The organism is Haloferax sp. Atlit-6N (assembly GCF_003383195.1).
Classification (GTDB): Archaea; Halobacteriota; Halobacteria; order Halobacteriales; family Haloferacaceae; genus Haloferax; species Haloferax gibbonsii.
Genome location: NZ_QEQJ01000006.1, coordinates 1 through 22282, shown reverse-complemented (window position 1 = coordinate 22282; position 22282 = coordinate 1). Strand labels below are relative to the sequence as shown.

The window sequence follows — 22282 nt, the reverse complement described above, 5'->3', positions numbered from 1 at the left end:
GGTTCCCTACTGCGGGCAATGACGCTCCCCGACCTCTCGGCGTTCGACGCCGTCGTGTACGACCTCGACGGTACGCTCGTCAACCTCCGCGTCGACTGGGACGACGCCGCCAGCGACGCCGCGGCCGTCCTGCGCGACGCCGGCGTCGACGCCGACTCGCTGGACCTCTGGAAGATGCTCGACGCGGCCGACGCGGCCGGCGTCCGCGACGAAATGGAGCGAGAGCTCGCGGCGCACGAGCGAGAGGGCGCGTGGGTCTCCGACCGCCTCCCGCTCGCGGATCACCTCGCCGTCGACGGCGTTCCCTCCGGCGTCTGCTCGCTCAACGCCGAGGACGCCTGCCGGGTCGCGCTCGACGTGCACGACCTCGCGGACCACGTCGACGCCGTCGTCGGCCGCGACACCGTGGCGACCCGCAAGCCGGACCCGGAGCCGCTGCTCGCGACGCTCGAACGGATGGCGGTCGACCCCGACTCGGCCGTGTTCGTCGGCGATTCCGCCCGCGACGAGGTGACCGCCGACCGCGCGGGCGTCGCCTTCAGATACGTCGACGGCGGCCCGTCGGGCGTCTGAGACGAGGCTCTGAGGAAGCAGAAATCGAGAGACGCAGGGCGAACAGGCGGCACGTCCGCTTCGCCGGACGGCGTGCCGCGCTCCCGCGTCTCGCCCGGCGGCGATGCTCAACGCACGGGGGCGCTGGCCGCGGAATCGGTGATAAACCTCCGCTCCGGCGCGGCCGTTAAGCCCGCCGAGTCCTACGGTCACGCATGGGATTTCCGGTCTCGTACTACTGTCCGCACTGCGGCGCGGTCGTCGAACTCGAACGCGACGGCTACCTGGCCGACAAGTCGGTGACGCCGTACCCGCTCGAAGGCTGGTCGTACGCCGACCCGACCGACGACTTCGAAGACGCCGAGGGCGTCCGGTTCGCCTGCGGCGAGAGCGACGCCCCCGGCCTGTCGTGGACCGGTGACGTGGTCGACGCCGACGACGTGGAGAACCCCACGCTGGCGTCGCCGTGCGGCCGCGAGTTCTACCTCTCGTTCGTCAGATACGAGGACGGCCGCGAGGTCGAAGCCGTCCCCGAGAGCGACTACGTCGTCATCGGCGGGGGAGGCCCGTCCGGTCCGTCGGGCCCGCGAGGTCCGGACGCGGGGCCGCGCGGTCCCGACGGGTTCTGAGTCTTCGGGGGCCTCCGCGCCCGCGACGGACGTCCGCGTCGTGCGAACGCGCGTCACTCCGTATTCAATAGCTCGCGCGTCGACTATCTATCATGGTTCCCATTCAGTCCACGTTCGGTCTCGGTGACGCGCTGTTCTTCGTCCCGTTCGTCGTCATCGCCGTCGTCATCTTCGCGTTCGCCGGCGCGGTGGTCTACCTCGAACACAGAAAGGAGATGGCGCTCATCGAGAGCGGCCACTACGACGAGGTCGGCCGCGACTCGCGGGCGTGGATTCTCGGCGGCGGCCTGCTCGTCCTCGCGCTCGGCCTCGGAAGCGTCGTCTCGGCGCTCCTCTCCGGCGGCGCGGTCGGCGACGGCGTGACCGCGGTGTTCGTCGGTCTCGCGGCGCTCGCGTACTACTTCTACAAGCGCCGCGCGGTCGGAACGACCGCCGCCTGAGCCGCGAAAAGCGGTCGGGAACTCAGCCCTTGATGTTGCAGACGGGGAACGTCCGCGCGACCTTGTCGCCGATGCCCAGTTCGTCCGAGACGCGGACGACCTCGTCCACGTCCTTGTAGACGCCGGGCGCTTCTTCGGCGACCGTCGCGCCCGACTGGGCCTTCACGTATATCTTCTCCTGCTCGCGGAGTTCGTCCTGCACCGTCTCGCCCCAGTACTCCTGTTTCGCCTTGGTTCGGCTCATGAGTCGGCCCGCGCCGTGGGCCGTCGAGCCGAAGGTGAGGTCGAGCGACTGGTCGCCGCCACGGAGGACGTAGCTCCCCGCGCCCATGCTGCCGGGGATGATGACCGGCTGGCCCACGTCGGCGTAGGCGGGCGGGAGTTCGGGTCGCCCCGCGGGGAACGCCCGCGTCGCCCCCTTCCGGTGGACGTAGAGTTCGCGCTCCTCGCCGTCAACTTCGTGAACCTCTTTCTTGGCGATGTTGTGCGCGACGTCGTACAACAGTCGCATCTCCATGTCGCGCCAGTCGCGGTCGAACACGTCGGCGAACACCTCGCGCGTTCGGTGCATGATGAGCTGTCGGTTCACCCACGCGAAGTTGATGGCGGCGCACATCGCGCCGTAGTACTCTTCTGCGAGCGCGGAGCCGGCGGGCGCGGCCGCGAGCTCCTTGTCCGGCAGCTCGTCGAGCAGGTCCTTGTGTTCCTTCTCGATGCGTCGGAGGTAGTCGGTGCAGGTCTGGTGGCCGAGGCCGCGGGAGCCGCAGTGGATGAGCACGACGATTTGGTCGGCTTCGAGCCCGAACGACTCGGCCACGTCCTCGCGGTAGACGTCCGTGACGCGCTGGACTTCGAGGAAGTGGTTCCCGGAGCCGAGACTGCCGATTTGGTTGCGGCCGCGGTCTTTCGCCTTCTGCGAGACGAACTCCGGTCGGGCGTCGTCGCGGAAGCCCTCGTCCTCGCAGTGGGCGAGGTCGTCGTCCGTGGCGTAGCCGGCGTCGACCGCCCAGCGCATCCCGCGGGCGAGGATGTCCTCGATGGTCTCGGCGTCGCCCTTGACGACGCCGCCGCCGCCGAGGCCCGAGGGAACCGCCTCGAACAGGGCGTCGACGAGTTCCTCCTCGTGTCCCTGGAGGTCCTCGTAGGTGAGGTTCGTCGTCATCATGCGGACGCCGCAGTTGATGTCGTAGCCGACCGCGCCGGGCGAGAGACAGCCGTCCGTGGCGTCGGTCGCGCCGACGCCGCCGACTGGGAACCCGTAGCCCTGGTGGCCGTCGGGCATGCAGATTGCGTGCTTGGTGATTCCCGGCAGGTGCGTCGCGTTCCGTAGCTGTTCGAGCGTCTTGTCGTCGCCGATGTGGTCGAGCAGCGCCTCGGAGGCCAACACCCGCGCGGGGGCGTTCATCTCGCCCTCCCGCGGAATCTCCCAGACGTGCTCGCGAACCCGTCGCAGTTCGATGTCGCCGAACTCGCGCGTTTCCATACCGGGACAATCGACGCGGCGACTCAATAGGATTCCGTCACGCGCCCGCGGACCGCCCGGACGCGTCGCCGCCGCTTTCGGCGTCGCCCGCGCCGCGGTCGGAGAGCGCGCGGTCGACGGACAGCGGCCCGCCGCCGGTCACGAGCAGCGCCGACACGAGACCGAAAAGCGAGATGTGCGCCAGCACGGGGTCGTCCGGCAGGCCGAACAGCGTCGTCGTGAACAGCAGGAAGGCGACGGCGGAGGCCGCTCGGGTGAACGCGCCGGCGACGAGCAGGACGCCGACGAGCGCCTCGGTCAGCCCCGCGCCGACGACCCACAGTTCCGGTGCGACCGGGACGACCGCGGTGAGGTCGTACTTGGCGACGACCGCGAGCGCGTCGCCGGGTTCCATGAGCTTCTGGGCGACGCCGAGGTAGACGAACGTGAGGCCGAGACCGACCCGGAGAACCGCGGGCACGTAGGCTTCGAGGTGGCGAGTCCGCTCGACGAACGGGAGGGCGACCCGTCGGTAGAACGGGTCGACCCGAGAGTAGAACGTCCGGTCGTCGGCCGCCATCGAGGCGACGGCGTGGTCGGCGCTGGGGCGACCGCCGCCGACGAGCGCGATGGCGAGGAAGCCGGGAACGTACTCGAACGCCAGCACGAGCGCCGGTTCGACCGCGAGTCCGACGAGGTAGCCCGCGAGGCCGACCGCGGCGACGAGGCGCGTCCCGAACCCGAACAGCAGGAGGAACCCGACCGTGATGCCGAACAGTCTGACGAAGACGGGCGACGAGGACTGGACGGCGGGCGAGAAGAAGTAGCCCGAAAAGCCCGCCCCGACGAGCGGGAGCCCAACCGCGAGGCGGAGGAGCCACGGGAGAAGCGACTCGTAGGACGCCATCGTTCGGCGGAACGCCCGAACGTCGTTCGGGAGCGGTCGGAACCGCAGGTAGGCCGCACCGGCGACCGCGACGCCGACGCCGCCCGCGCCGAGGACGGCGAGGTTGAACGGGTCGGTCAGCGCCGCCAACAGAAACGCCGCCACTTCGACGGGGTCGCTCCCCGGCGTCACGTACTTGACGTGCGCGCTCGCGTTCCCCGCCCCCGCCGCGAGGAGCGCGACGAGGCCGGCGAGTCGGGTCGCCCCGCGGACGTGCTGTGTCATGTCTCGGGTTACGACCGACCGACCATAACGGCGCGGGATGAATACAGCCGAAACCGGGCGAGAGAAGGTATGAAACGATTGAATCGGAACGTCACACGTCGAAGACGACGTACGCCTCCCAGCCGGCGTCGGTCTCCGCCAGTCGCATCTCGGAGTAGGTGACGGCCTTCACGTCGCGGGCGTCCACGTCGGCGAAGGGGACGCCGCGCGCGGACGCCTCGACGGCCCACTCGTCGCCCTCCCGCCGGACGGTCGCCTCGTGGGCCGCCGGGAGGACGCCACGCACGTCGCGCTCGTAGATGAGTTGGTCGAGGTAGTCGAACAACAGCGCCTCGCGGCCCTCAGCGCGGACGGCGACCGAAAAGCGGTCGCCCGTCTCGGCGGGGTCGTCGCACATCGCGGCGGTGAGCCCGTCGGCGACGGCGGCGAAGACGGCACCGAGGCTCTCGCCGTCGGCCTCGACGGCCACGTCGGCGGTGTGGTCGCGGAGCGTGAATCCCATACCGGAGGGAGGGACGCCGCCGACCCTCGTCCTTTCGGTCGGCGACGGGTGCGCGTCCCGACTCCCGCGTTGGTGCGCCGCTCGTGTCGGTGAGCTATCCTGTTTGCCGACGGCGGCTTCGGTCGGACCTGCAAACGGACGGTGGAGTTATATTCTCGCTCCGGCTACGACGGGACGTGAGCGTCAACGTGGAGATGCGGGTCGACGCCCCCGGCCAGCGCGAGTACGCCGAGGAGGCGTGGGACCTGAAAGAGCGGATTCGGGTCGATGAGGGGCTCCTGAAACAGCGCCGGGGCTTCTTCATGGACGCCTACCGCCGGTCGAACACGTATCTCCTCTACGAGAACGACGCGCTCGTCGCGTTCGCCTCCACGCGGCGCGACGGCTACATCCTCTTTCTCGCGGTCTCGCCCGACGCCCGCGGCGAGGGCTACGGCAAGCGACTCGTCGCCGAGGTCGCGAGGGAGCATCCGGTCGTGACCTGTCACGCCCGGACGACGAACACGAACGCCCTCGACTTCTACGAGCGGATGGGCTTCGAGGTCCGCCGCCGCATCGACAACTACTACGAGGACGGCGGGGCCGCCTTCTACCTCCGACTCGGGGAGGAAGCCGGCCTCAGAGAGAAGCTCTCGGAGTTCCTCCGCCGGTAATCCACTGACGGAACCGCATTCGACGCAGATTCGGAGAGCCGCCGCGCCGCCGTCGACCCGGTTGCGTGTATCCTTAATTTTTATTCACTTCCTAGTATATGTGGTTGATATGTACATCGGAGTGCTCACCGTCCCGCTCGGAGACGAACCCCTCGACGACGCGCTCGACTACCTGTCCGGTATCGGCGTCGACGGCGTCGAACTCGCCGTCGGCGGCTGGCCCGGCGAGGACCACGTCGACCGAAGCGCCGTCCTCGCGGACGACGACGCGCAGGCCGACCTCCTCGATTCGGTCGAGAGCCGAGACCTGCAAATCAGCGCGCTCGCGACGCACAACAACCCGCTTCACCCCGTCGAGGAGACGGCCGCCGAGGCCGACACCGAACTCCGCGAGGCCATCGAACTCGCGGACGCCCTCGACGTGAACACCGTCACCTGTTTCTCGGGACTCCCCGCCGGCGGCCCGAACGACGAGGTCCCGAACTGGATTACCGCGCCGTGGCCGACCGAGCACGCCGACGCCCACGACTACCAGTGGGAGGTCGCCGTCGACTACTGGTCGGACCTCGCCGCGTTCGCCGACGACCACGGCGTCGACATCGCCATCGAGATGCACCCGAACATGCTCGTCTACGAGCCCACGGGCATGCTGAAGCTCCGCGAGGCGACGAACGAGCGCATCGGCGCGAACTTCGACCCCTCGCACCTCTACTGGCAGGACATCTCCATCACCGACGCGATTCGGTTCCTCGGCGAGGAGGACGCCATCCACCACTTCCACGCGAAGGACACGAAGGTCTACGAGTCCGAGTCGCGCATCAAGGGCGTCCTCGACACGACCTCCTACGCGGACACCGCCGACCGCTCGTGGCTCTTCCGCTCTATCGGCTACGGCCACGACGAGGGCCACTGGAAGGACGTGGTCTCGACGCTCCGGATGGTCGGCTACGAGGGCGCGCTCTCCATCGAACACGAGGACGCGCTCACGTCGTCCAAGGAGGGGCTCGAAAAGGCCGTCGACGTGCTCTCGCGGGCCGTCTTCGAGACGCAACCCGGCGAAGCCTACTGGGCGGAGTAATCCATGTCTGAACCGCTCTCAGTCGGCGTCCTCGGCTACCGCTTCAGGCCCACCTTTTTGCGGTTCGGGGCCGCTTCGCGACCCGCTCTCCCCAAAAATCTGGACCAAAAAGTGCCGCGAGACTCGGCCTCCGGCCTCGCCCGCGGTACCGCATCGGGCACGGAGGTGGCGCAATGACTGAACCGCTCTCAGTCGGCGTCCTCGGCTACCGCTTCATGGGGAAGGCGCACTCCAACGCGCTCGCCCGCCTGCCGATGTTCTTCCCCGACGCGCCCGACGTGGAGCGCTCCGTCATCGTCGGCCGCAACGAGGAGGCGCTCGCCGACGCCGCCGACCGGTTCGGCTTCGAATCGACTGCGACCGACTGGCGCGACGTGGTCGACGACGTGGACGTGTTCTACAACCTCGGCCCGAACCACCTCCACGCCGAACCCTCCGTCGCCGCGCTCGAAGCCGGTGCCAGCGTCTTCTGCGAGAAGCCGCTCGCGCCGACGCTCGACGAGGCCGAGGCGATGCGCGACGCCGCCCGCGCGGCCGACGGCGTCGCCGGCTGCGCGTTCAACTACCGCTTCGTCCCCGCCATCCAGTACGCGAAAGGACTCATCGAGAACGGCGAACTCGGCGAGATTCGGCACGTCCGCGGGCGCTATCTCCAGGACTGGCTCGTCGACCCCGAAGCGCCGTGGTCGTGGCGAAACGACGCGGAACTCGCCGGCTCCGGCGCGCTCGGCGACCTCGGCGCGCACACGGTCGACCTCGCGCGCTTCCTCGTCCGCGACGCCGCGGGCGACATCGAACGCATCTCCGGCCACCTCCAGACGTTCGTCGACGAGCGGCCCGTGCCCGGCGCGGACGAGTACAAGCCCGTGACCGTCGACGACGCCTACACCGCGCAGGCGGAGTTCGGAAACGGCGCGGTCGGGAACTTCGAGGCCTCGCGGTTCGCCGACGGGCACAAGAACGACCACACCATCGAGGTTCACGGCTCCGAGGGGAGTCTGCAGTTCTCGCTCGAACGCCTCAACGAACTGGAGGTGAAGACCGGCGACGCCCGCGGCTACGAGACGGTGCTCGTCACCGACGAGGACGACCCCTACCTCGACCACTGGTGGCCGCCGGGCCACGTCCTCGGCTGGGAACACACCTTCGTCCACGAGAACTACGAGTTCCTGTCGGCGGTCGCCGAGGGCGGCGAGTTCTCCCCCTCGTTCGAGGACGCCTACGAGGTCCAGACAGTGCTCGACGCCATCGAGCGCTCCGACGAGACCGGCGAGTGGGTCAGCCTCGGCTGACGGCGTCGAACTGAGCGAAAAGGAACGAACCGCGGGCGAGTCGCCGCCCGCTCAGAACTCGATGACGCCCTCGTCGGTGATGACCTCGTCGATGAGGTCGACCGGCGTGGCGTCGTAGGCGGGGTTCTCCAGTTCGATGCCCTCGACGGGTTCGAGCATGACCTCGCTGGGCGAGCGAATCTCGTTTTCGAAGCGGAAGCCGCCGTCGACGACCTTCGCGCTGGAGCCGACGACCGTGACCGGCACGCCGACCTCGTTGGCGGCGGCGACGAGCGGGAACGTCCCGATGCGGTTGTAGAGCGTCTCCTCGACGATGCAGTCCATGCCGATGATGACGCGGTCGCACTTGGGGAGGAACATCCCCGACGCGCCGTCGACCATCAGGTGCGGTTCGACGTCGTCGATGGCGGCGAGTTCGCGCGCGAACTTCCGGCCGAGGAAGCGCGGGCGGGCCTCGGTCACGTAGGCGGTGAGTTCCGCGCCGTCGGCGACGGCGAGTTCGACGGCCTCCATGACCGTCGAGGAGTAGTCGTGAGTGAGGAACGTCTGGCCGTCCTCGATGGTCGCGGCCGCCTGTTGGGCCGCGCGGCGCTTGCCCGTCTCGACGGTCTCGACCACGCGGTCGATGGTCGCCAAGGTGAGTTCCCGCGCCTCGTCGAGGTCGTCGACCTCGCCTTGGATGCTGTGCAGCACGTCCTGTAAGGCGTTGTACAAAGACGCGTGCGACGGGTTCGCCCGCTTGAGCGCGCCGACGTTTCGCTCGAGGTCGCGTTCGAACTCCTCGACGGTCGCGTAGTCGCGCTCCGTCAGCTCCGCGAGCGCCCGCGTAGCCTTGACGGCGACGACCGAGGAGCTGTGCGTCTGCATCTCGCGAATCTCCTCGATGGTCTCGTCTATCATACGAGAACGTCGCCGTATCGTGTGAAAGAGTTTCCGGGAGCGAGCGCCGCCGCGGGCGCGGACGCGGACCTCGGGCGGGGCTCGGTTCGGCTCAGTTCTCCGCGTCGATGTCGGTGTCCAACTCCGCTTCGGGGGGCGTCCCGCCGTCGCCCGCGTTGGTCCGCTTGGCGTAGACGAACAGGGCGACGGCGGTCACGAACCAGATGACCGCGCCGACGCGAATCGCGAACTCGGCGCGCGCGCCCCACGTCTGGAGCCCCGCGTTCACGGAGAGAACCGCGACGATGGGCGACCCGACGAGAATCGTCGTGACGAAGGTCATCTGCATGACCCACCCGTAATCGACGCCGTCCGGATTCGAGCGCTCGACTGGTTGCACGGGTAGCAGTATCACGGCGACGGCTAATGCGTGCCGGTTCTCGTTCGCGACCCGCGTCCCGACGGTCCGGTGTGCCCCGGCCTCAGCAGGCGGCGCTTTTCGAGGTCGGTTCGGTCGGAACCTCGTAGTCGACGAGGATGCTCGACGACCCGTCCTCGTGTTCGATGACGACCCGGTAGCGCTGGCCCGCCTCGCAGACGGGGTTCAGCGCGCCGTCGGAACCGGCACCGTCGATGTGGGCGTACTCGCCCGCGGGGCCGACCGTCTCGCCGCCGGTCCACACGTCTTCCCACGCGATGCGGTTGTTGGCGTCGTCGACGACGAACACCCGACTGCCGTCTTCGAGACTGCCGAACTCGTGGGTGATGTTGATGTACGCGCCGTTCGCCCCGTTATCCGGGCCGTCGGGGTGGTAGTCCACGTCGAACGACACCTGCGGTTGTGGCTCGGAGAGCACGTCCTCGAACCCCATCACCATCACGCCGACCGTGGCGGCGAGGAGGACGACGATGACGACGAGGAGCGAGACGCCGACGACCGGCGAGAGGCCGCGGGCGGAGCGGTCGTTGGAGGGCGACGAGGCGGGCATGCGTCGTTCGTACAGGCGCGTTCCGCCGAGTAAAGTGTTCCCTCGGCCGCAGGTTCGGGTGAGCGGGCGCAACGAGCGAACCTCGCGCGGCGCGCTGGGGGTGGCTGATAAGGCTGATAACCCGGACGCGCGAACGGCACGCATGGTCACGGTACGGTCCATTCGAGCGAAGGCTGGTAGCGAGCCCATCACGATGCTCACGGCGTACGACGCGCCGACCGCGAGCGTCGTCGACGAGGCGGGAATCGACATCATCCTCGTCGGCGACAGCATGGGCAACACGGCGCTCGGTTACGACTCGACGCTGCCGGTGACCGTCGAGGACGTGGCGAGCCGGACCGCCGCGGTGGCGCGCGCGGCCGACGACGCCCTCGTCGTCGCCGACATGCCATTCCTCTCGTTCGGCGTGGACGAGGCGTCGAGCGTCGAACACTGCGGTCGGATGCTCAAGGAGGCCGACGCCGACGCGGTCAAACTGGAGTGCGGCCCCCACACCGTCGAGCTGACAGAACACCTCGTCCGGCTCGGTATCCCCGTGATGGCCCACCTCGGTTTGACTCCCCAGCGCGTCAAGGAAGTCGGCTACGGCAGACAGGGGACGGACCGCGACGACGCACAGGTGATTCTCGACCTCGCGAAGGCCCACGCCGACGCGGGCGCGTTCTCGCTCGTCCTCGAACACGTCCCGGCGAACCTCGCGAAACAGGTCACGGCGGCCATCGACATCCCGACTATCGGCATCGGTGCGGGCCCCGACTGCGACGGGCAGGTGCTCGTCGTCGACGACGTGGTCGGGATGAGCGACCGCACGCCGCCGTTTGCGGCCCAGTTCGGCGACGTGAAATCGGAGATGGAGAAGGCGGTCGGCGCGTACAGGGACGCCGTCGAGGCCGGCGAGTTCCCGGCCGACGAACACAGCCACGTCGAAGACGACCTCGACGAACTGTACTGAGGAGGTTCGCGTCCGCGCGGCTTCAACTCACGCGACGCGACTGTCGAGGAACGCTTTCACGGCCTCGTTGAACGCCGCCGGCCGTTCGAGCATCGCCAGGTGCGCGGCGTCTTCGATTGTCCCGAGTTCGCAGTCGGGCATCGTCTCGGCGAGGTACTCGTGGTACGACGGCGGCGTCAGTCGGTCGTACTCGCCGACGAGCGCGAGCGTCGGAACCGAAATCCCCTCGATTTCGTCGCGCACGTCGAAGGTGTGACACGACCGGAAGTCGCGGCGGGTGACGGCCTGTCCCGCGTCGTACATCGCTTCTTTGGAGCCCTCGACGAGTCGCTCGTCGTCGGTGTGGAACAGTTTGTCCTCGCCGTGGAGAAAGGAGACGGCGCGGTCGAAGTCGTCGTCGAGCCAGTTCAGCAGGTCCGAGAGCACGGCGAGTTTCGCGCCCGTGCCGGCGAGGACCAGCGCGTCGAGGTCGAGGTCGCGTTCGAGCGCGAGCGTCAGGACGACCGCGCCGCCGAGCGAGTTGCCGACGAGGACGCTCGCGTCGGTCTCCTCGGCCACGGCGACCACGTCGTCGACGTAGGCCGAGAGCGTCTCGTAGCCGACGTCGGCGTTCACGTCGTCGCTGTCGCCGTGGCCGCTCAGGTCCAGCGCGGCGACCGGGTAGTCGCTCGCGAGGCGGAACTGACCGCGCCAGACGCCGTGTGCGCCGCCGCTCCCGTGGACACAGAGGACCGTCGGTCCCTCTCCGCCCGCGTCGCGGTATCGATAGGCTGTCTCCCGTCCGTGGTGGTCCGCCGAGGCCGTCTCCATACCTCGAAACTGGTCGCCGCGAACCAATAAACCCCCACGCCGGCACCGAGTTTCGGGGGCGGTCGTCCCGCCTCGACCGTGCGGGCGACTGCCGTGGCCACTAGTTTGACGTTACTCCGCCGCGAATAGCACGGTGAGGCGTGACGACTGTGAACCGCAATTCAACCGAAATGCGGCATATCGGTGTCGTCACCCGATTCGTCAGGGAAAGATTTATATATTCAAAACGCTAACCTTGGGTTAGACTTACCATGAGCATGCAACAGTTCGCCGGCGGGAACGAGCGGTTCATTCGCCGGTACGAATACGAAGACTGCTGGGTCATCGCGGCCGACGTGGGCCTCTCGGAAGACGAGGTCGACGTGGACATCGTCGGGTCGACGGCCATCGTCGTGGCCGACACCGGCGACCGCGTGACCGAGACGGAGTTCGAACTCCCCGCCGGCGGCGACGCCGACGTGGCGGTTCGAAACGGCGTGCTCACCATCACCCTCACCAAGTAAATGAAACTCATCGTCAAACCCCTCAAACAGAAGGACGCCGGTCGCGGACTCGCCGCTATCGACCGAGCCGCGGCCGCGGAACTCGACCTCGAAGGCGGAGATTTCATCCGCATCGACGGTCCGAACGACGGGACCGCCATCGCCCGCGTCTGGCCCGGTTACCCCGAAGACCAGGGAACCGGTATCATCCGCATCGACGGTCGTCTCCGCCAGCAGGCCGGCGTCGGCATCGACGAGCGCGTGGACGTGGAGAAAGCCGACGTGAAGCCCGCAAAGCGCGTCACTATCGCGCTCCCGCAGAACCTCCGCATCGGCGGTAACATCGGGACCTACATCCGCGACAAGCTCTCCGGCCAGCCGGTCGCGCAGGGCCAGAGCGTCCAGCTTCCGCTCGGCTTCGGCTTCATGAGTGCGTCGAACCAGTCGGTCCCCATCAAAATCGCGTCGACCGACCCGGACGGCACCGTCGTCGTCACCGACAACACCGAGTTCCAGGTGAGCCAGAAGCCCGCCGAGCAGATTAAGGACTCCGCGCCGGGCGACGACGGCGGCCCCTCCGTCACCTACGAGGACATCGGCGGCCTCGACAAGGAACTCGAACAGGTCCGGGAGATGATCGAACTCCCGATGCGCCACCCCGAGCTGTTCAAGCGCCTCGGCATCGAGCCGCCGAAGGGCGTTCTCCTGCACGGCCCGCCGGGGACGGGGAAGACCCTCATCGCGAAGGCCGTCGCCAACGAAATCGACGCCTCGTTCCACACCATCTCCGGCCCGGAGATCATGTCGAAGTACTACGGGGAGTCCGAAGAGCAGCTCCGCGAAATCTTCGAGGAGGCCACGGAGAACTCGCCCGCCATCGTCTTCATCGACGAGATAGACTCCATCGCGCCCAAGCGCAGCGAGGCCGGCGGTGACGTGGAACGCCGCGTCGTCGCCCAACTGCTGTCGCTCATGGACGGCCTCGACGAGCGCGGCGAGGTCGTCGTCATCGGCGCGACCAACCGCGTGGACGCCATCGACAACGCGCTCCGCCGCGGCGGGCGCTTCGACCGCGAAATCGAAATCGGCGTGCCGGACCGCGACGGTCGCAAGGAGATCATGCAGGTCCACACGCGGAACATGCCGCTGACCGACGACGTGGACCTCGACGCCTACGCCGACAGCACGCACGGCTTCGTCGGGGCGGACCTCGAATCGCTGGCCAAGGAGTCGGCGATGCACGCCCTGCGGCGCATTCGGCCGCAACTCGACCTCGACGCCGAGGAGATAGACGCCGAGGTGCTCGAAGGCCTCAAAGTCACGGAAGACGACTTCAGACAGGCGCTCAAGAGCATCGAGCCCTCGGCGCTCCGCGAGGTGTTCGTCGAGGTACCCGACGTCACGTGGGAGGACGTGGGCGGACTCGAATCCACCAAGGAACGCCTCCGCGAGACCATCCAGTGGCCCCTCGAATACCCCGAGGTGTTCCAGCAGATGGACATGGACGCCGCCAAGGGCGTTCTGATGTACGGCCCGCCGGGCACCGGGAAGACCCTGCTGGCGAAGGCCGTCGCCAACGAGGCGGAGTCGAACTTCATCTCCATCAAGGGCCCCGAACTCCTGAACAAGTTCGTCGGCGAGTCCGAAAAGGGCGTCCGCGAGGTGTTCAAGAAGGCCCGCGAGAACGCTCCGACGGTGGTGTTCTTCGACGAAATCGACTCCATCGCGACCGAGCGCGGCCGCGACTCGTCGAGTTCGGGCGTCACCGAGCGCGTCGTCTCCCAACTGCTCACCGAACTCGACGGCCTCGAAGCGCTCGAAGACGTGGTCGTCATCGCGACGACCAACCGGCCGGACCTCATCGACTCGGCGCTCCTGCGCCCCGGCCGCCTCGACCGCCACGTCCACGTGCCCGTGCCCGACGAGGACGCCCGCCGCGCCATCCTCGACGTGCACACCCGCGAAAAGCCGCTGGCCGACGACGTCGACCTCGATAAAATCGCGTCGAAGACCGACGGCTACGTCGGTGCCGACCTCGAAGCGCTCGCCCGCGAGGCGTCGATGAACGCCTCCCGCGAGTTCATCCGGAGCGTCGAGAAGGAGGACATCGGCGAGAGCGTCGGTAACGTCCGCGTGACGATGGAACACTTCGAGAACGCCCTCGACGAAATCGGCGCGAGCGTCACCGACGACGTGCGCCGCCGCTACGAGGAGATCGAAGAGCGCTTCCAGAAGAGCGAGGTCGAACGCGACCGCGAGACCGAAGTCGGCCGCACCTTCCAGTAAGCGCCTCGTAACGCCCCTTCAGACGTATTTTTCGAACGCGTCCCAGCCACCGAGCGACGGCGACTGTTCGCCTACCATCCGCCCGACTCAGAGGCGCGACCGTCACGTTCATATCACTCCCGTCTGCTACGTAGTGGTACGCGGTTCTCGGGATACGCAATAATCAACGAGTTCTACGTTTATTTCACCGGAAATGCGGTGTGTCTCCCGTCGTTTGTAAAGAATGTACTCGGTCAGTAGTTGTCGGTTCGGCGCGAGACGGAGACCGGGCGGTCCGGCGGGGCGGGGCAGTCGCCCGGTCGAGGTGGTCTCCCCGTTCAGCCGTCCAGTTCGTCGAGGTCGGCGAGGATTTCGTCGGCGTGGCCGTCGGGCGAGACGCCCTCGTAGACCCGCTCGACGGTCCCGTCGGGGCCGACGAGATACGAGTTGCGGAAGACGCCGTCGAACGTCTTGCCGAACATGTTCTTTTCGCCGTACGAGCCGTACGCCGAGGAGACGCTGCCGTCTTCGTCCGACAGGAGCGTGAAGGGGAGGTCGTACTTCTCGGCGAACGAGTCGAGGTCCGAGACGGGGTCGTCGCTGATGCCGAGAACCGTCGCGTCGCGCTCCTCGAACTCGTCCCACGAGTCGCGGAAGCCGCAGGCCTCGGTGGTACAGCCCGGCGTGTCGGCGCGCGGGTAGAAGTAGACCACGACGTGCTCGCCGCGGAAGTCGGAAAGCGAGACGAGGTCGCCGCGCTGGTCGGGCAGTTCGAAGTCGGGGGCGTCGTCGCCAATGTCGAGCATAGCCACCAGTTCCGGCGGCGGGAAGAAGGGTCTTTCTCAGTCGAGTTTCTCGGCCGCGCCGCGCTCGACCAGCGGGTCGGCGTTGGCCGACGGGAGCGTCACCACGTCCTCGGTGGCGAGGTCGTACTCGCGCTCGTCGACGCCGAGGATGGTCCCCACGTCGGCGGTGATGCGGACCGTCTCGCGCTCGTCGGCGAGGCCGGAAAGCGGGTCGTCGGCGGAGGGTTCCACCGTGTCGGCTTCGCCCGCTGACGGGGCCGCGGTCTCCGGGTTTGGTTCGTCCGGCGGAACCGCGGGACCGGAGTCCGCGGGGGCGGAATCGGTCGACGCCGCGGCGGCCTCGGTGGCCGGTCGGTCGGTCCCCGACTCCGCGTTCGATACGTCGTCGCCGGTCCCGCCGCCCATCGCGTCCGCGAGCACGTCGCCCGCGGCCGAGTCGCCGGTGGGGGCCTCGGAGCCGTCGGTGGCCGTCCCGGAGCCGTCGGCGTCGGTGCCGATGCCGGTCGGCGCGGTCTCTGGGTCGGGTTCGTCCGGCGGAATCGCGGGTCCGGAATCGCCGGGCGCGCCCGGTTCCGCGGTCGTCACGTCGGTCGCCGAAACGGCGTCCTTCGGGGAGTCGGCGGCAGACACGTCTTCGAGCGCGGAGAGCACCGTGCCGCGGTTCTCCTCGATGCGGTCGACGAGGTCGTCGAACAGCCGCTTTTCCTCGTGGGTCAGCCCGTCCGTCTCGGAGGACATCCCCGCGGCCGCGAAGCTCGCGGCCTTGACGACCTTGCCGACGCGGCGCTCGTAGATGGAGGTGACGACCTCCTCCGCGGTCTCGATTTCGTCCGTGAGCCGCCGAATCTCCGGCGAGTAGTGGGTGCCGAGCTGTTCGGCCTTCTCCTCGCGTTTCGCCTTCTGCTCGGCGATGAACTCCGCGACGTCCTCGTAGAACGACTCGCGGAGGTGCTGTAGGCTGTCTTTCTGTCGCTCCGTCCGAAGCACGCTCCTGAGGTCGTCTACGTTCATTCTGTCACCTTCTCGGCTCGACCGCGGGTCATGAGAAACACGCCGAGGCTCTCGTCTACCGACTGCACGCCCGAGTCGAGTGTAAAGCTATCGCCGTCGAACTCGACCTCGCCGGGGTCGGTCACTTTGACGGCGATGTCGCGGCCGCGGAAGCGGTCCGGGACCGCGTCGGAGAGGGGGTCGAAATCGTCGATTTCGTCGCGGTCGAGCGGTTCGACGACGAGTCCCGACCCGCCGTGGAGGCTCTTCGGGAGGCGAATCAGCCGTTTCGTGTCGGTCGTCACGGGTTCGTCTATCGGCGAGGTCTCGTCCTCGACGGTCTCGTGGGCGAGCGCCTCGACCAGGGTCCGGACGCCCGGGCCGCCGGCCTCGACGTTGCCCTCGCGGACGGCGTCGGGGTTGTTCCGGAACGCGCCGAGAATCGTCTTCGCGCGCCCGTCGCCGATGCCGTCGAGTTCCTTCAACCGCGAGAGCGCGGCGTCTTCTTCCATCTCCAACAGCGCGTCCACGAACGCGAGGAGTCGCCGGTGGGTCCGCCGGCCCCACCCGCCCTCGGTTCGGAGGACGCGCTGGGTCGTCGTCCCGTGCTGTCGCGTCTCGACGAGCGCGTCGAAGTCGAGGTCGATGGCGCGGATGTAATCGACCACCTCGCGGCGGGCCTCGCTGTCGAGGCCGCGGACCGACTCGTCGCGCACGTGGACGTGGTAGCCGCGGCCGCCGGAGAACACGGCCTGCATCTCCTCGAACGCGAAGTCGTCTTCGAGGAGGTTCAGCAGGTCCAACAGGGCCTCCTTCCCGGCGTCGAGCATGTCGGCGTACCCCGTCGTCTCGGGGTCGACGCCGGGGAGGTGGTCCGCGTCGATGTCGAAGACGAGGTCGGCCTCGCGCCAGTCCTTGTCGTCCATCGAGGCCGCGCCGGGGTCCGAAAACCGGGCCGACGAGAAGTAGACGTGCCGGGGCGCGCTCCGGGCGAGGTAGTCCGAGAGGTCGCCGAGGTCGAGAAGCGACTGGTGGCGGTGCATCCGCGTGCCGCCGGCCGACCACGGGATGACCCCCCACTCCCGTTCGCCCGGCGCGGGCGGGAGCGGAACGTCGGTGCTCCGGTAGTAGTCACCGAAGCGACCTTCGAGGTACTCGCGAGTGCGCCCGTCCATACACCTCGGGTTCCGGAGGCGCGGGTAAAGCCATTACGTCTCCCCACGGCCGTGGTCGTTTCTCTCACGTCCGTGATGTGCGTATGCTTATCATTGTCGTTCGTGTATGAGGCGGTGTGACCGACATGGAGTACACTTACCTCGGCGACACCGGCCTCGAAGTCTCACGGCTCTGTCTGGGCTGTATGAACTTCGGTTCCAGCGCGGAGTGGATGATGAACGACAGGCAGGCGAGTCTCGACCTCCTCGACAGCGCGCTCGACGCCGGCATCAACTTCCTCGACACGGCGAACGCCTACTCCCGCGGGGAGTCGGAGGAAATCGTCGGCGAGGCCATCGCCGAGCGCGACCGCGAGGAACTCGCCATCGCGACGAAGGTCTACTTCCCGATGGGCGACGGGCCGAACAAGTCCGGGCTCTCGCGCAAGCATATCATCGACCAGGCGCACGCGAGCCTCGACCGCCTCGGCACCGACTACATCGACCTCTATCAGATTCACCGCTGGGACGACGGGGTCCCCATCGAGGAGACGCTCTCGGCGCTCGACTACCTCGTCGAGGAGGGGCTCGTCCGCTACGTCGGCGCGAGCACGATGTCTTCGTACCAGTTCACGAGGGCGCTGTACACCGCCGACGTGGAGAACTTCGAACGCTTCGCCTGCATGCAACCGGAGTACAACGCGGTCGACCGCCACGAGGAGGCGAACCTGCTTCCGGTCTGCGAGGGCGAGGGCATCGGCGTCATCCCGTGGTCGCCGCTCGCGGGCGGCTTCCTCACGGGCAAGTACGAGCGCGACGCCGAGGTCCCGGCGGACACGCGCGCGGAGTCGGACGAGTACACGTCGAACCGCTTCACCGACGAGAACTGGGCCGTCATCGACGCGATTCGCTCGCTCGCCGAGGAGAAAGGGGCGACGCCCGCGCAGGTGTCGCTCGCGTGGCTCCTCCACAAACCCGTCGTGGACGCGCCCATCATCGGGCCGCGCCGACTCGACCACCTCGAAGAGAACGTCGGCGCGCTCGACGTGGACCTGAGCGAAAGCGATATCGAGCGAATCGAAGCCCCGAAGACGCCGCGGTGGCCCGCGCCGGGTAAAGACTAAGCGTCAACGGCGATATATTTTATAAACAATCGTTACAAATACTCTATTGATTGAATTTCGGACTGCCGAGACTATTGACAAGTAATTTACTACAACACCGGTAGTGGCCAGCACCAAAACTATAAATAATCACTAATTGTAGAATACAGACTGTAATGGTTGATGCTGACTCACGCAAGGGCAAGCGTACTGGCGTCTCTCGACGCAATTTTGTGAAGGCGGCCGGCGCATCGGGCGTCGCCGTCGGACTGGCCGGGTGCATTAGCACCGGCGGCGGAGACGGGAACGGCGGCGGAAACGGTGGCACCGACACCGACACCGACACGCCGATTAACACCGAAGAGACCACCGACGACATCACGCTTCAGTGGGCCGCCGACACCCGCGTCGCGGAGTCGGAAGAGGAAGTCGTGCAGGCGCTCCGGGACGCCGGCCTCCCGGAGAACATCGATATCGACATCCTCGCCGGGTCGCAGGTGACGGACAACCGGCAGGCGCAGTACCAGCAGTGGCTCTCCGGCGGTCGCTCGGAGCCGACGCTGCTCATGATGGACAGCGGGTGGACGATTCCGTTCATCGCGCGGAACCAACTGCAGAACCTCTCGCAGTCGCTCCCGGAGGAGCTGACAAGCACCATCGAAGAGGAGTACTTCGAGGCCAGCGTCTCGACGGCGAAGGGGTCGAACGGCGACCTCTACGGCCAGCCGCTGTTCCCCGACTTCCCGACGGTCCAGTACCGAAAGGACCTGCTCCGAAACGCGGGTTACACCGACGACGACTTCTCGACGTGGGCAACCGAGTCGATGTCGTGGGAAGACTTCTCGCGCGTCACGAAGGAGGCGCTCGACGCCAACCCCGACATCGAGAACGGGTTTACCTTCCAGGCGAACGTCTACGAGGGGCTGTCGTGCTGTGACTTCAACGAGTTCATGACCTCGTACGGCGGCGCGTACTTCGGCGGCCGCGAGAACCTGTTCGGCCCCATCGGCGACCGACCCATCACGGTCGAAGAAGAGCCGGTTATCAACGCGATTCGGATGGTCCGGACGCTCATCCACGGCGAGGACGACGAGTACGCCCTCGACGGCATCACGGGCGGCATCTCGCCCGAGGCGGTCCTCCAGTGGACCGAGGACCCGTCCCGACAGCCGTTCACGACGGGCAACGCGGTCATGCACCGCAACTGGCCGTACTCCATCGTCATCAACGGCGCGGAGCCGTCGGAGGAGAACGACCAGACCGGCTTCGGCGAGGACCTCGGCGTCATGCCGATTCCGTACGGCGTCACCGCCGACGAGGCCCAGTACGAGGGCACGGGCGGCCCCGTCGCCGCCCTCGGCGGCTGGCACATGACGATGAACCCGAACTCCTCGGACGAACAGAAGCAGGCCGCGGTGCAGGTGCTTCGGACGATGCAAACCGAGCAGTTCCAGCTCGATATGTTCCGCATCATCGGCTGGATTCCGCCGCGCCCGTCGCTGCTCGAATCCGACCAGGCCGCCGAGGTGCCCATCATCGGGCGCTACCTCGACGCCCTGAAGGTCGCCGGCGAGAACGCGATTCCGCGCCCGGTCACCGTCGTCTGGCCGCAGCAGTCCGGTCGCATCTCACAGGAGGTCAACGCCGCGTTCGCCCAGGAGAAATCCCCCGAACAGGCGATGTCCGACCTCGCATCACAGCTCGAACAGATCGAGCAGAACGCGTAGAGCAACGTCTTTACCGAGACGTAACCAACATACACGTTATCATTTGACATGGCTACAGAACAACAATCAGGGGAGGCACTTTCCGACACCCGGCGGAGCGGCCCGTACGCGTCGGCCGTCAACTGGATGGAGTCGCTCTCCGAGACGCAGTTCGCGTACCTGCTTCTGACGCCCGCGCTCGTTCTCTTGGGGGTAATCGCCGTCTACCCGCTGGTCTCGACGTTCAGCATGTCGCTGTTCGCCGACCAGTTGACGGGGAGCGCGCGACTCGGCGAGTTCGTCGGATTGCAGAACTACGTCGACCTGTTCACCGGCGCGCGCAACTACGCGCTCCCGTCGCAGTTCCTCCCGACGTTCAGCTCAGAGTTCCCGTTCGTCACGAACATCTACTCCAGCGCGCTCGCGGTGACGCTCATCTTCACCGTCTTCAGCGTGCTGTTCGAAACGCTCATCGGCTTCGGTCAGGCGCTCATCCTCGACCAGGACTTCCGCGGTCGGCGCTGGGTCCGCGTCGCCATCATCATCCCGTGGGCCGTTCCCATCGTCATCCAGGGGATGATCTGGTACCTGATGTTCCAGCCGAACATCGGATTCCTCGTCGGCACGTCAGAGAACCCGGCGCTGTTGAACCAGCTCGGTCTCATCGGCACGACGCCGCTTCGGAACACCGCGGACGCGCTGTTCCTCATCATCGTGGCCGACGTGTGGAAGACCTCGGCGTTCATGGCGCTTCTCATCCTCGCGGGGATGCAGAGCATCGACCGCTCGCTGTACGACGTGGCGAAGGTCGCCGGCGCGTCGCGCTGGCAGCAGTTCAAGCTCATCACCTTCCCGCTCATCCTGCCGACGGTGCTCGTCGCGATGCTGTTCCGCACCATCGACGCGATGCGCGTCTACGGTATCATCCAGACCATGGCCGGCTGTCAGACGGTCCCGTCGCTGTCGTGTCTCGTCGTCACGACGTTCAACACGCCGCTGTACGGGACCTCGGCGACCGTGGCGTTCGTCACCGCGGGCATCATCGCCGTCGTGGTCTCGGTGTACATCGTGAACTTCGCCAGCGAGGGTCTCTAAGATGTCCAGCGAAACTTCGGGAGCCGGCATCGGCTCCGACGACGCCGACATGGAACAGGGGCCGCTCGGCCGCTGGGTCGACTCGGCCATCAAGAACCCCGACAGGGTCTACCGCGCGATGTTCTACGTCGCGATGCTGTTCTTCCTGGTGACGACCCTGTTCCCGTTCTACTGGCTGCTCGTGCTCGCGCTCACGCCGAACAACCTCATCGCCAACATGGGGCTCGTACCGAAGGGATTCAACCCCGAGGTGTTCCTCGCGATGTTCGAACGGGTGCCGTTCCACCTCTACATGTTCAACAGCTTCGTGCTGGGCATCACGACCACCGTGCTCGTGTTGCTCATCGCCAGCCTCGCGGGGTACGTCTTCGGCCGCCTCCGGTTCCCCGGCAAGGGCGTGCTGATGCTCGGCATCCTCGCCATCAGCTACTTCCCGCCGGCGGCGTTCCTCATCCCGCTGTTCGAGCTGTTCACGGGGAACACCTCGCTCAGTATCGGGATGGTGACGATATCGACGCCGGACCTGTTCAACACGCCGGCACCGATGGTGTTCCCGTTCAGCGCGCTGTTCCTGCCGCTGTCGATATTCATCCTCACGACCTTCTACGGGCAGATTCCCGACGGGTTGGAGGACGCGGCGCGGGTGGAGGGAACGACCAGACTGGGCGCGCTGTTCCGCGTCATCGTGCCGCTTTCGGCACCCGGCGTGGCGACCGCGGGCGTCCTCACGTTCATCAGCGTCTACAACGAGTTCTTCTTCTCGTTCCTGATGAACAACGGTGAGGCCGACTCGTGGGCGCCCATCGTCGCGGGTATCCTGAAGTATCAGGGACAGTTCGACACCCCGTACAACCTGATGGCCGCCGCCTCCATCGTGGGAGTCTTACCCGTGGCCATCCTTGTCATCATCGCACAGGAACGCATCGTGAGTGGACTGACTGCAGGAGCGCTGAAGGAGTAACCATGGGAGACGTAACACTCGAACACGTAAGCAAGCACTACGACGACGTAACGGCGGTCGACGACATGAACCTCGACATCGAAGACGGAGAATTCATCTGTCTCGTCGGTCCGTCGGGGTGCGGGAAGTCGACGACCATGGAGATGATTGCGGGCCTCACCATCCCCTCCGAGGGGAAGGTGTTCATCGGTGACCGCGAGGTGACGAACCTCCCGCCGAAGGACCGCGGCGTCGCGATGGTGTTCCAGAACATCGCGCTGTTCCCCCACATGGACGTCTACGACAACATCTCCTTCGGGCTCCGCCTCCGC

Annotated in this window: 24 protein-coding genes; 14 read left to right on the top strand and 10 right to left on the bottom strand. The window is 67.2% G+C overall.

What is annotated here, in order from left to right; genetic code table 11:
* Positions 1–18: 18 nt before the first annotated feature.
* From DEQ92_RS17665 to DEQ92_RS17655, 3 genes are all read left to right on the top strand, one after another.
* The gene (locus DEQ92_RS17665; protein WP_115821181.1) at positions 19–573 is read left to right on the top strand and encodes an HAD family hydrolase; all 555 of its coding nucleotides are present in this window, start codon (positions 19–21) and stop codon (positions 571–573) included.
* A 194-nt stretch (positions 574–767) separates the two neighbouring features.
* Positions 768–1181 (top strand): hypothetical protein, encoded by a 414-nt coding sequence (locus tag DEQ92_RS17660; protein ID WP_004974634.1) that lies wholly within the window; start codon positions 768–770, stop codon positions 1179–1181.
* A 92-nt stretch (positions 1182–1273) separates the two neighbouring features.
* The gene (locus DEQ92_RS17655; RefSeq protein ID WP_004974636.1) at positions 1274–1621 is read left to right on the top strand and encodes a hypothetical protein; all 348 of its coding nucleotides are present in this window, start codon (positions 1274–1276) and stop codon (positions 1619–1621) included.
* A gap of 22 nt (positions 1622–1643) precedes the next feature.
* Here the strand turns inward: DEQ92_RS17655 and DEQ92_RS17650 are convergent, their stop codons facing one another.
* From DEQ92_RS17650 to DEQ92_RS17640, 3 genes are all read right to left on the bottom strand, one after another.
* The gene (locus DEQ92_RS17650; RefSeq protein WP_004974639.1) at positions 1644–3104 is read right to left on the bottom strand and encodes an RtcB family protein; all 1461 of its coding nucleotides are present in this window, start codon (positions 3102–3104) and stop codon (positions 1644–1646) included.
* Positions 3105–3141: 37 nt separating this feature from the next.
* A complete protein-coding gene (locus tag DEQ92_RS17645; RefSeq protein WP_004974641.1) occupies positions 3142–4254 on the bottom strand; it encodes a DoxX family protein in 1113 nt (370 codons plus the stop codon).
* A 91-nt stretch (positions 4255–4345) separates the two neighbouring features.
* Positions 4346–4756, bottom strand: a complete 411-nt coding sequence (locus DEQ92_RS17640; RefSeq protein WP_004974644.1) for an archease — start codon at positions 4754–4756, stop codon at positions 4346–4348.
* Positions 4757–4932: 176 nt separating this feature from the next.
* Here DEQ92_RS17640 and DEQ92_RS17635 point away from each other — a divergent pair, with 176 nt between their 5' ends.
* The 3 genes from DEQ92_RS17635 (at position 4933) to DEQ92_RS17625 (ending at position 7779) form a co-directional block, all read left to right on the top strand.
* On the top strand, positions 4933–5409 hold the full coding sequence (locus DEQ92_RS17635; RefSeq protein WP_004974645.1) for an N-acetyltransferase: 477 nt from the start codon (positions 4933–4935) through the stop codon (positions 5407–5409).
* Between the two features lie 109 nt (positions 5410–5518).
* On the top strand, positions 5519–6487 hold the full coding sequence (locus DEQ92_RS17630) for a sugar phosphate isomerase/epimerase (protein WP_004974649.1): 969 nt from the start codon (positions 5519–5521) through the stop codon (positions 6485–6487).
* A gap of 173 nt (positions 6488–6660) precedes the next feature.
* The gene (locus tag DEQ92_RS17625; RefSeq protein WP_004974652.1) at positions 6661–7779 is read left to right on the top strand and encodes a Gfo/Idh/MocA family protein; all 1119 of its coding nucleotides are present in this window, start codon (positions 6661–6663) and stop codon (positions 7777–7779) included.
* Positions 7780–7830: 51 nt separating this feature from the next.
* On the opposite strand, the gene DEQ92_RS17620 is transcribed toward DEQ92_RS17625, so the two are convergent.
* From DEQ92_RS17620 to DEQ92_RS17610, 3 genes are all read right to left on the bottom strand, one after another.
* Positions 7831–8679, bottom strand: a complete 849-nt coding sequence (locus tag DEQ92_RS17620; protein WP_004974654.1) for a translation initiation factor eIF-2B — start codon at positions 8677–8679, stop codon at positions 7831–7833.
* 91 nt (positions 8680–8770) lie between these two features.
* On the bottom strand, positions 8771–9007 hold the full coding sequence (locus tag DEQ92_RS17615; protein ID WP_004974655.1) for a DUF5822 domain-containing protein: 237 nt from the start codon (positions 9005–9007) through the stop codon (positions 8771–8773).
* A gap of 133 nt (positions 9008–9140) precedes the next feature.
* Positions 9141–9647: a type IV pilin gene (locus DEQ92_RS17610; protein ID WP_004974656.1), complete on the bottom strand. Its 507-nt coding sequence runs from the start codon at positions 9645–9647 to the stop codon at positions 9141–9143.
* 142 nt (positions 9648–9789) lie between these two features.
* Between DEQ92_RS17610 and panB the strand changes: the two genes are divergently transcribed.
* Entirely contained in the window at positions 9790–10599 is an 810-nt protein-coding gene (gene panB / locus DEQ92_RS17605; RefSeq protein WP_004974657.1) for a 3-methyl-2-oxobutanoate hydroxymethyltransferase, read from the top strand.
* 27 nt (positions 10600–10626) lie between these two features.
* Here panB and DEQ92_RS17600 read toward each other — a convergent pair whose 3' ends face one another.
* Entirely contained in the window at positions 10627–11409 is a 783-nt protein-coding gene (locus tag DEQ92_RS17600; RefSeq protein WP_050459749.1) for an alpha/beta fold hydrolase, read from the bottom strand.
* Between the two features lie 251 nt (positions 11410–11660).
* On the opposite strand from DEQ92_RS17600, the gene DEQ92_RS17595 reads away from it, so the two are divergent.
* The gene (locus DEQ92_RS17595) at positions 11661–11912 is read left to right on the top strand and encodes an Hsp20/alpha crystallin family protein (protein ID WP_049905056.1); all 252 of its coding nucleotides are present in this window, start codon (positions 11661–11663) and stop codon (positions 11910–11912) included.
* Positions 11913–14177 carry a CDC48 family AAA ATPase gene (locus DEQ92_RS17590; RefSeq protein ID WP_004974660.1) on the top strand — a complete coding sequence of 755 codons (2265 nt, stop codon included), beginning with the start codon at positions 11913–11915 and terminating at the stop codon, positions 14175–14177.
* A 317-nt stretch (positions 14178–14494) separates the two neighbouring features.
* Here the strand turns inward: DEQ92_RS17590 and bcp are convergent, their stop codons facing one another.
* Genes bcp through priS form a run of 3 tightly spaced genes read right to left on the bottom strand, consistent with a single transcriptional unit; the run spans position 14495 to position 17127 of the window.
* Positions 14495–14962, bottom strand: coding sequence for a thioredoxin-dependent thiol peroxidase (gene bcp / locus DEQ92_RS17585; protein ID WP_004974661.1), 468 nt, complete (start codon positions 14960–14962; stop codon positions 14495–14497).
* A gap of 36 nt (positions 14963–14998) precedes the next feature.
* The gene (locus DEQ92_RS17580; RefSeq protein ID WP_115805020.1) at positions 14999–15973 is read right to left on the bottom strand and encodes a DNA replication protein; all 975 of its coding nucleotides are present in this window, start codon (positions 15971–15973) and stop codon (positions 14999–15001) included.
* Complete coding sequence (gene priS, locus DEQ92_RS17575; protein ID WP_004974668.1) at positions 15970–17127, bottom strand: DNA primase small subunit PriS; 1158 nt, start codon at positions 17125–17127, stop codon at positions 15970–15972. The genes DEQ92_RS17580 and priS overlap by 4 nt, the downstream gene beginning before the upstream one ends.
* 125 nt (positions 17128–17252) lie before the next feature.
* Between priS and DEQ92_RS17570 the strand changes: the two genes are divergently transcribed.
* From DEQ92_RS17570 to DEQ92_RS17550, 5 genes are all read left to right on the top strand, one after another.
* Positions 17253–18230: an aldo/keto reductase gene (locus DEQ92_RS17570; protein ID WP_197092909.1), complete on the top strand. Its 978-nt coding sequence runs from the start codon at positions 17253–17255 to the stop codon at positions 18228–18230.
* A gap of 155 nt (positions 18231–18385) precedes the next feature.
* On the top strand, positions 18386–19936 hold the full coding sequence (locus DEQ92_RS17565; RefSeq protein ID WP_081605194.1) for a substrate-binding domain-containing protein: 1551 nt from the start codon (positions 18386–18388) through the stop codon (positions 19934–19936).
* A 126-nt stretch (positions 19937–20062) separates the two neighbouring features.
* Complete coding sequence (locus DEQ92_RS17560; RefSeq protein ID WP_050459745.1) at positions 20063–21010, top strand: carbohydrate ABC transporter permease; 948 nt, start codon at positions 20063–20065, stop codon at positions 21008–21010.
* Between the two features lies 1 nt (position 21011).
* On the top strand, positions 21012–21971 hold the full coding sequence (locus DEQ92_RS17555) for a carbohydrate ABC transporter permease (protein WP_050459744.1): 960 nt from the start codon (positions 21012–21014) through the stop codon (positions 21969–21971).
* 2 nt (positions 21972–21973) lie between these two features.
* The coding region (locus DEQ92_RS17550; protein WP_147299503.1) for an ABC transporter ATP-binding protein at positions 21974–22282 on the top strand (309 nt) is incomplete at its 3' end.

Excerpts from the sequence above, each read along its gene's own strand:
- DEQ92_RS17580 (WP_115805020.1), bottom strand. The coding sequence starts at position 15,973 with ATGAACGTAGACGACCTCAGGAGCGTGCTTCGGACGGAGCGACAGAAA.
- DEQ92_RS17645 (WP_004974641.1), bottom strand. The coding sequence starts at position 4,254 with ATGACACAGCACGTCCGCGGGGCGACCCGACTCGCCGGCCTCGTCGCG.
- DEQ92_RS17620 (WP_004974654.1), bottom strand. The coding sequence starts at position 8,679 with ATGATAGACGAGACCATCGAGGAGATTCGCGAGATGCAGACGCACAGC.
- DEQ92_RS17570 (WP_197092909.1), top strand. The coding sequence starts at position 17,253 with ATGGAGTACACTTACCTCGGCGACACCGGCCTCGAAGTCTCACGGCTC.
- DEQ92_RS17560 (WP_050459745.1), top strand. The coding sequence starts at position 20,063 with ATGGAGTCGCTCTCCGAGACGCAGTTCGCGTACCTGCTTCTGACGCCC.
- panB (WP_004974657.1), top strand. The coding sequence starts at position 9,790 with ATGGTCACGGTACGGTCCATTCGAGCGAAGGCTGGTAGCGAGCCCATC.
- DEQ92_RS17650 (WP_004974639.1), bottom strand. The coding sequence starts at position 3,104 with ATGGAAACGCGCGAGTTCGGCGACATCGAACTGCGACGGGTTCGCGAG.
- DEQ92_RS17615 (WP_004974655.1), bottom strand. The coding sequence starts at position 9,007 with ATGCAGATGACCTTCGTCACGACGATTCTCGTCGGGTCGCCCATCGTC.
- DEQ92_RS17555 (WP_050459744.1), top strand. The coding sequence starts at position 21,012 with ATGTCCAGCGAAACTTCGGGAGCCGGCATCGGCTCCGACGACGCCGAC.
- DEQ92_RS17625 (WP_004974652.1), top strand. The coding sequence starts at position 6,661 with ATGACTGAACCGCTCTCAGTCGGCGTCCTCGGCTACCGCTTCATGGGG.
- DEQ92_RS17600 (WP_050459749.1), bottom strand. The coding sequence starts at position 11,409 with ATGGAGACGGCCTCGGCGGACCACCACGGACGGGAGACAGCCTATCGA.
- DEQ92_RS17590 (WP_004974660.1), top strand. The coding sequence starts at position 11,913 with ATGAAACTCATCGTCAAACCCCTCAAACAGAAGGACGCCGGTCGCGGA.
- priS (WP_004974668.1), bottom strand. The coding sequence starts at position 17,127 with ATGGACGGGCGCACTCGCGAGTACCTCGAAGGTCGCTTCGGTGACTAC.
- bcp (WP_004974661.1), bottom strand. The coding sequence starts at position 14,962 with ATGCTCGACATTGGCGACGACGCCCCCGACTTCGAACTGCCCGACCAG.
- DEQ92_RS17665 (WP_115821181.1), top strand. The coding sequence starts at position 19 with ATGACGCTCCCCGACCTCTCGGCGTTCGACGCCGTCGTGTACGACCTC.
- DEQ92_RS17630 (WP_004974649.1), top strand. The coding sequence starts at position 5,519 with ATGTACATCGGAGTGCTCACCGTCCCGCTCGGAGACGAACCCCTCGAC.
- DEQ92_RS17660 (WP_004974634.1), top strand. The coding sequence starts at position 768 with ATGGGATTTCCGGTCTCGTACTACTGTCCGCACTGCGGCGCGGTCGTC.
- DEQ92_RS17565 (WP_081605194.1), top strand. The coding sequence starts at position 18,386 with ATGGTTGATGCTGACTCACGCAAGGGCAAGCGTACTGGCGTCTCTCGA.
- DEQ92_RS17640 (WP_004974644.1), bottom strand. The coding sequence starts at position 4,756 with ATGGGATTCACGCTCCGCGACCACACCGCCGACGTGGCCGTCGAGGCC.
- DEQ92_RS17655 (WP_004974636.1), top strand. The coding sequence starts at position 1,274 with ATGGTTCCCATTCAGTCCACGTTCGGTCTCGGTGACGCGCTGTTCTTC.
- DEQ92_RS17610 (WP_004974656.1), bottom strand. The coding sequence starts at position 9,647 with ATGCCCGCCTCGTCGCCCTCCAACGACCGCTCCGCCCGCGGCCTCTCG.
- DEQ92_RS17595 (WP_049905056.1), top strand. The coding sequence starts at position 11,661 with ATGAGCATGCAACAGTTCGCCGGCGGGAACGAGCGGTTCATTCGCCGG.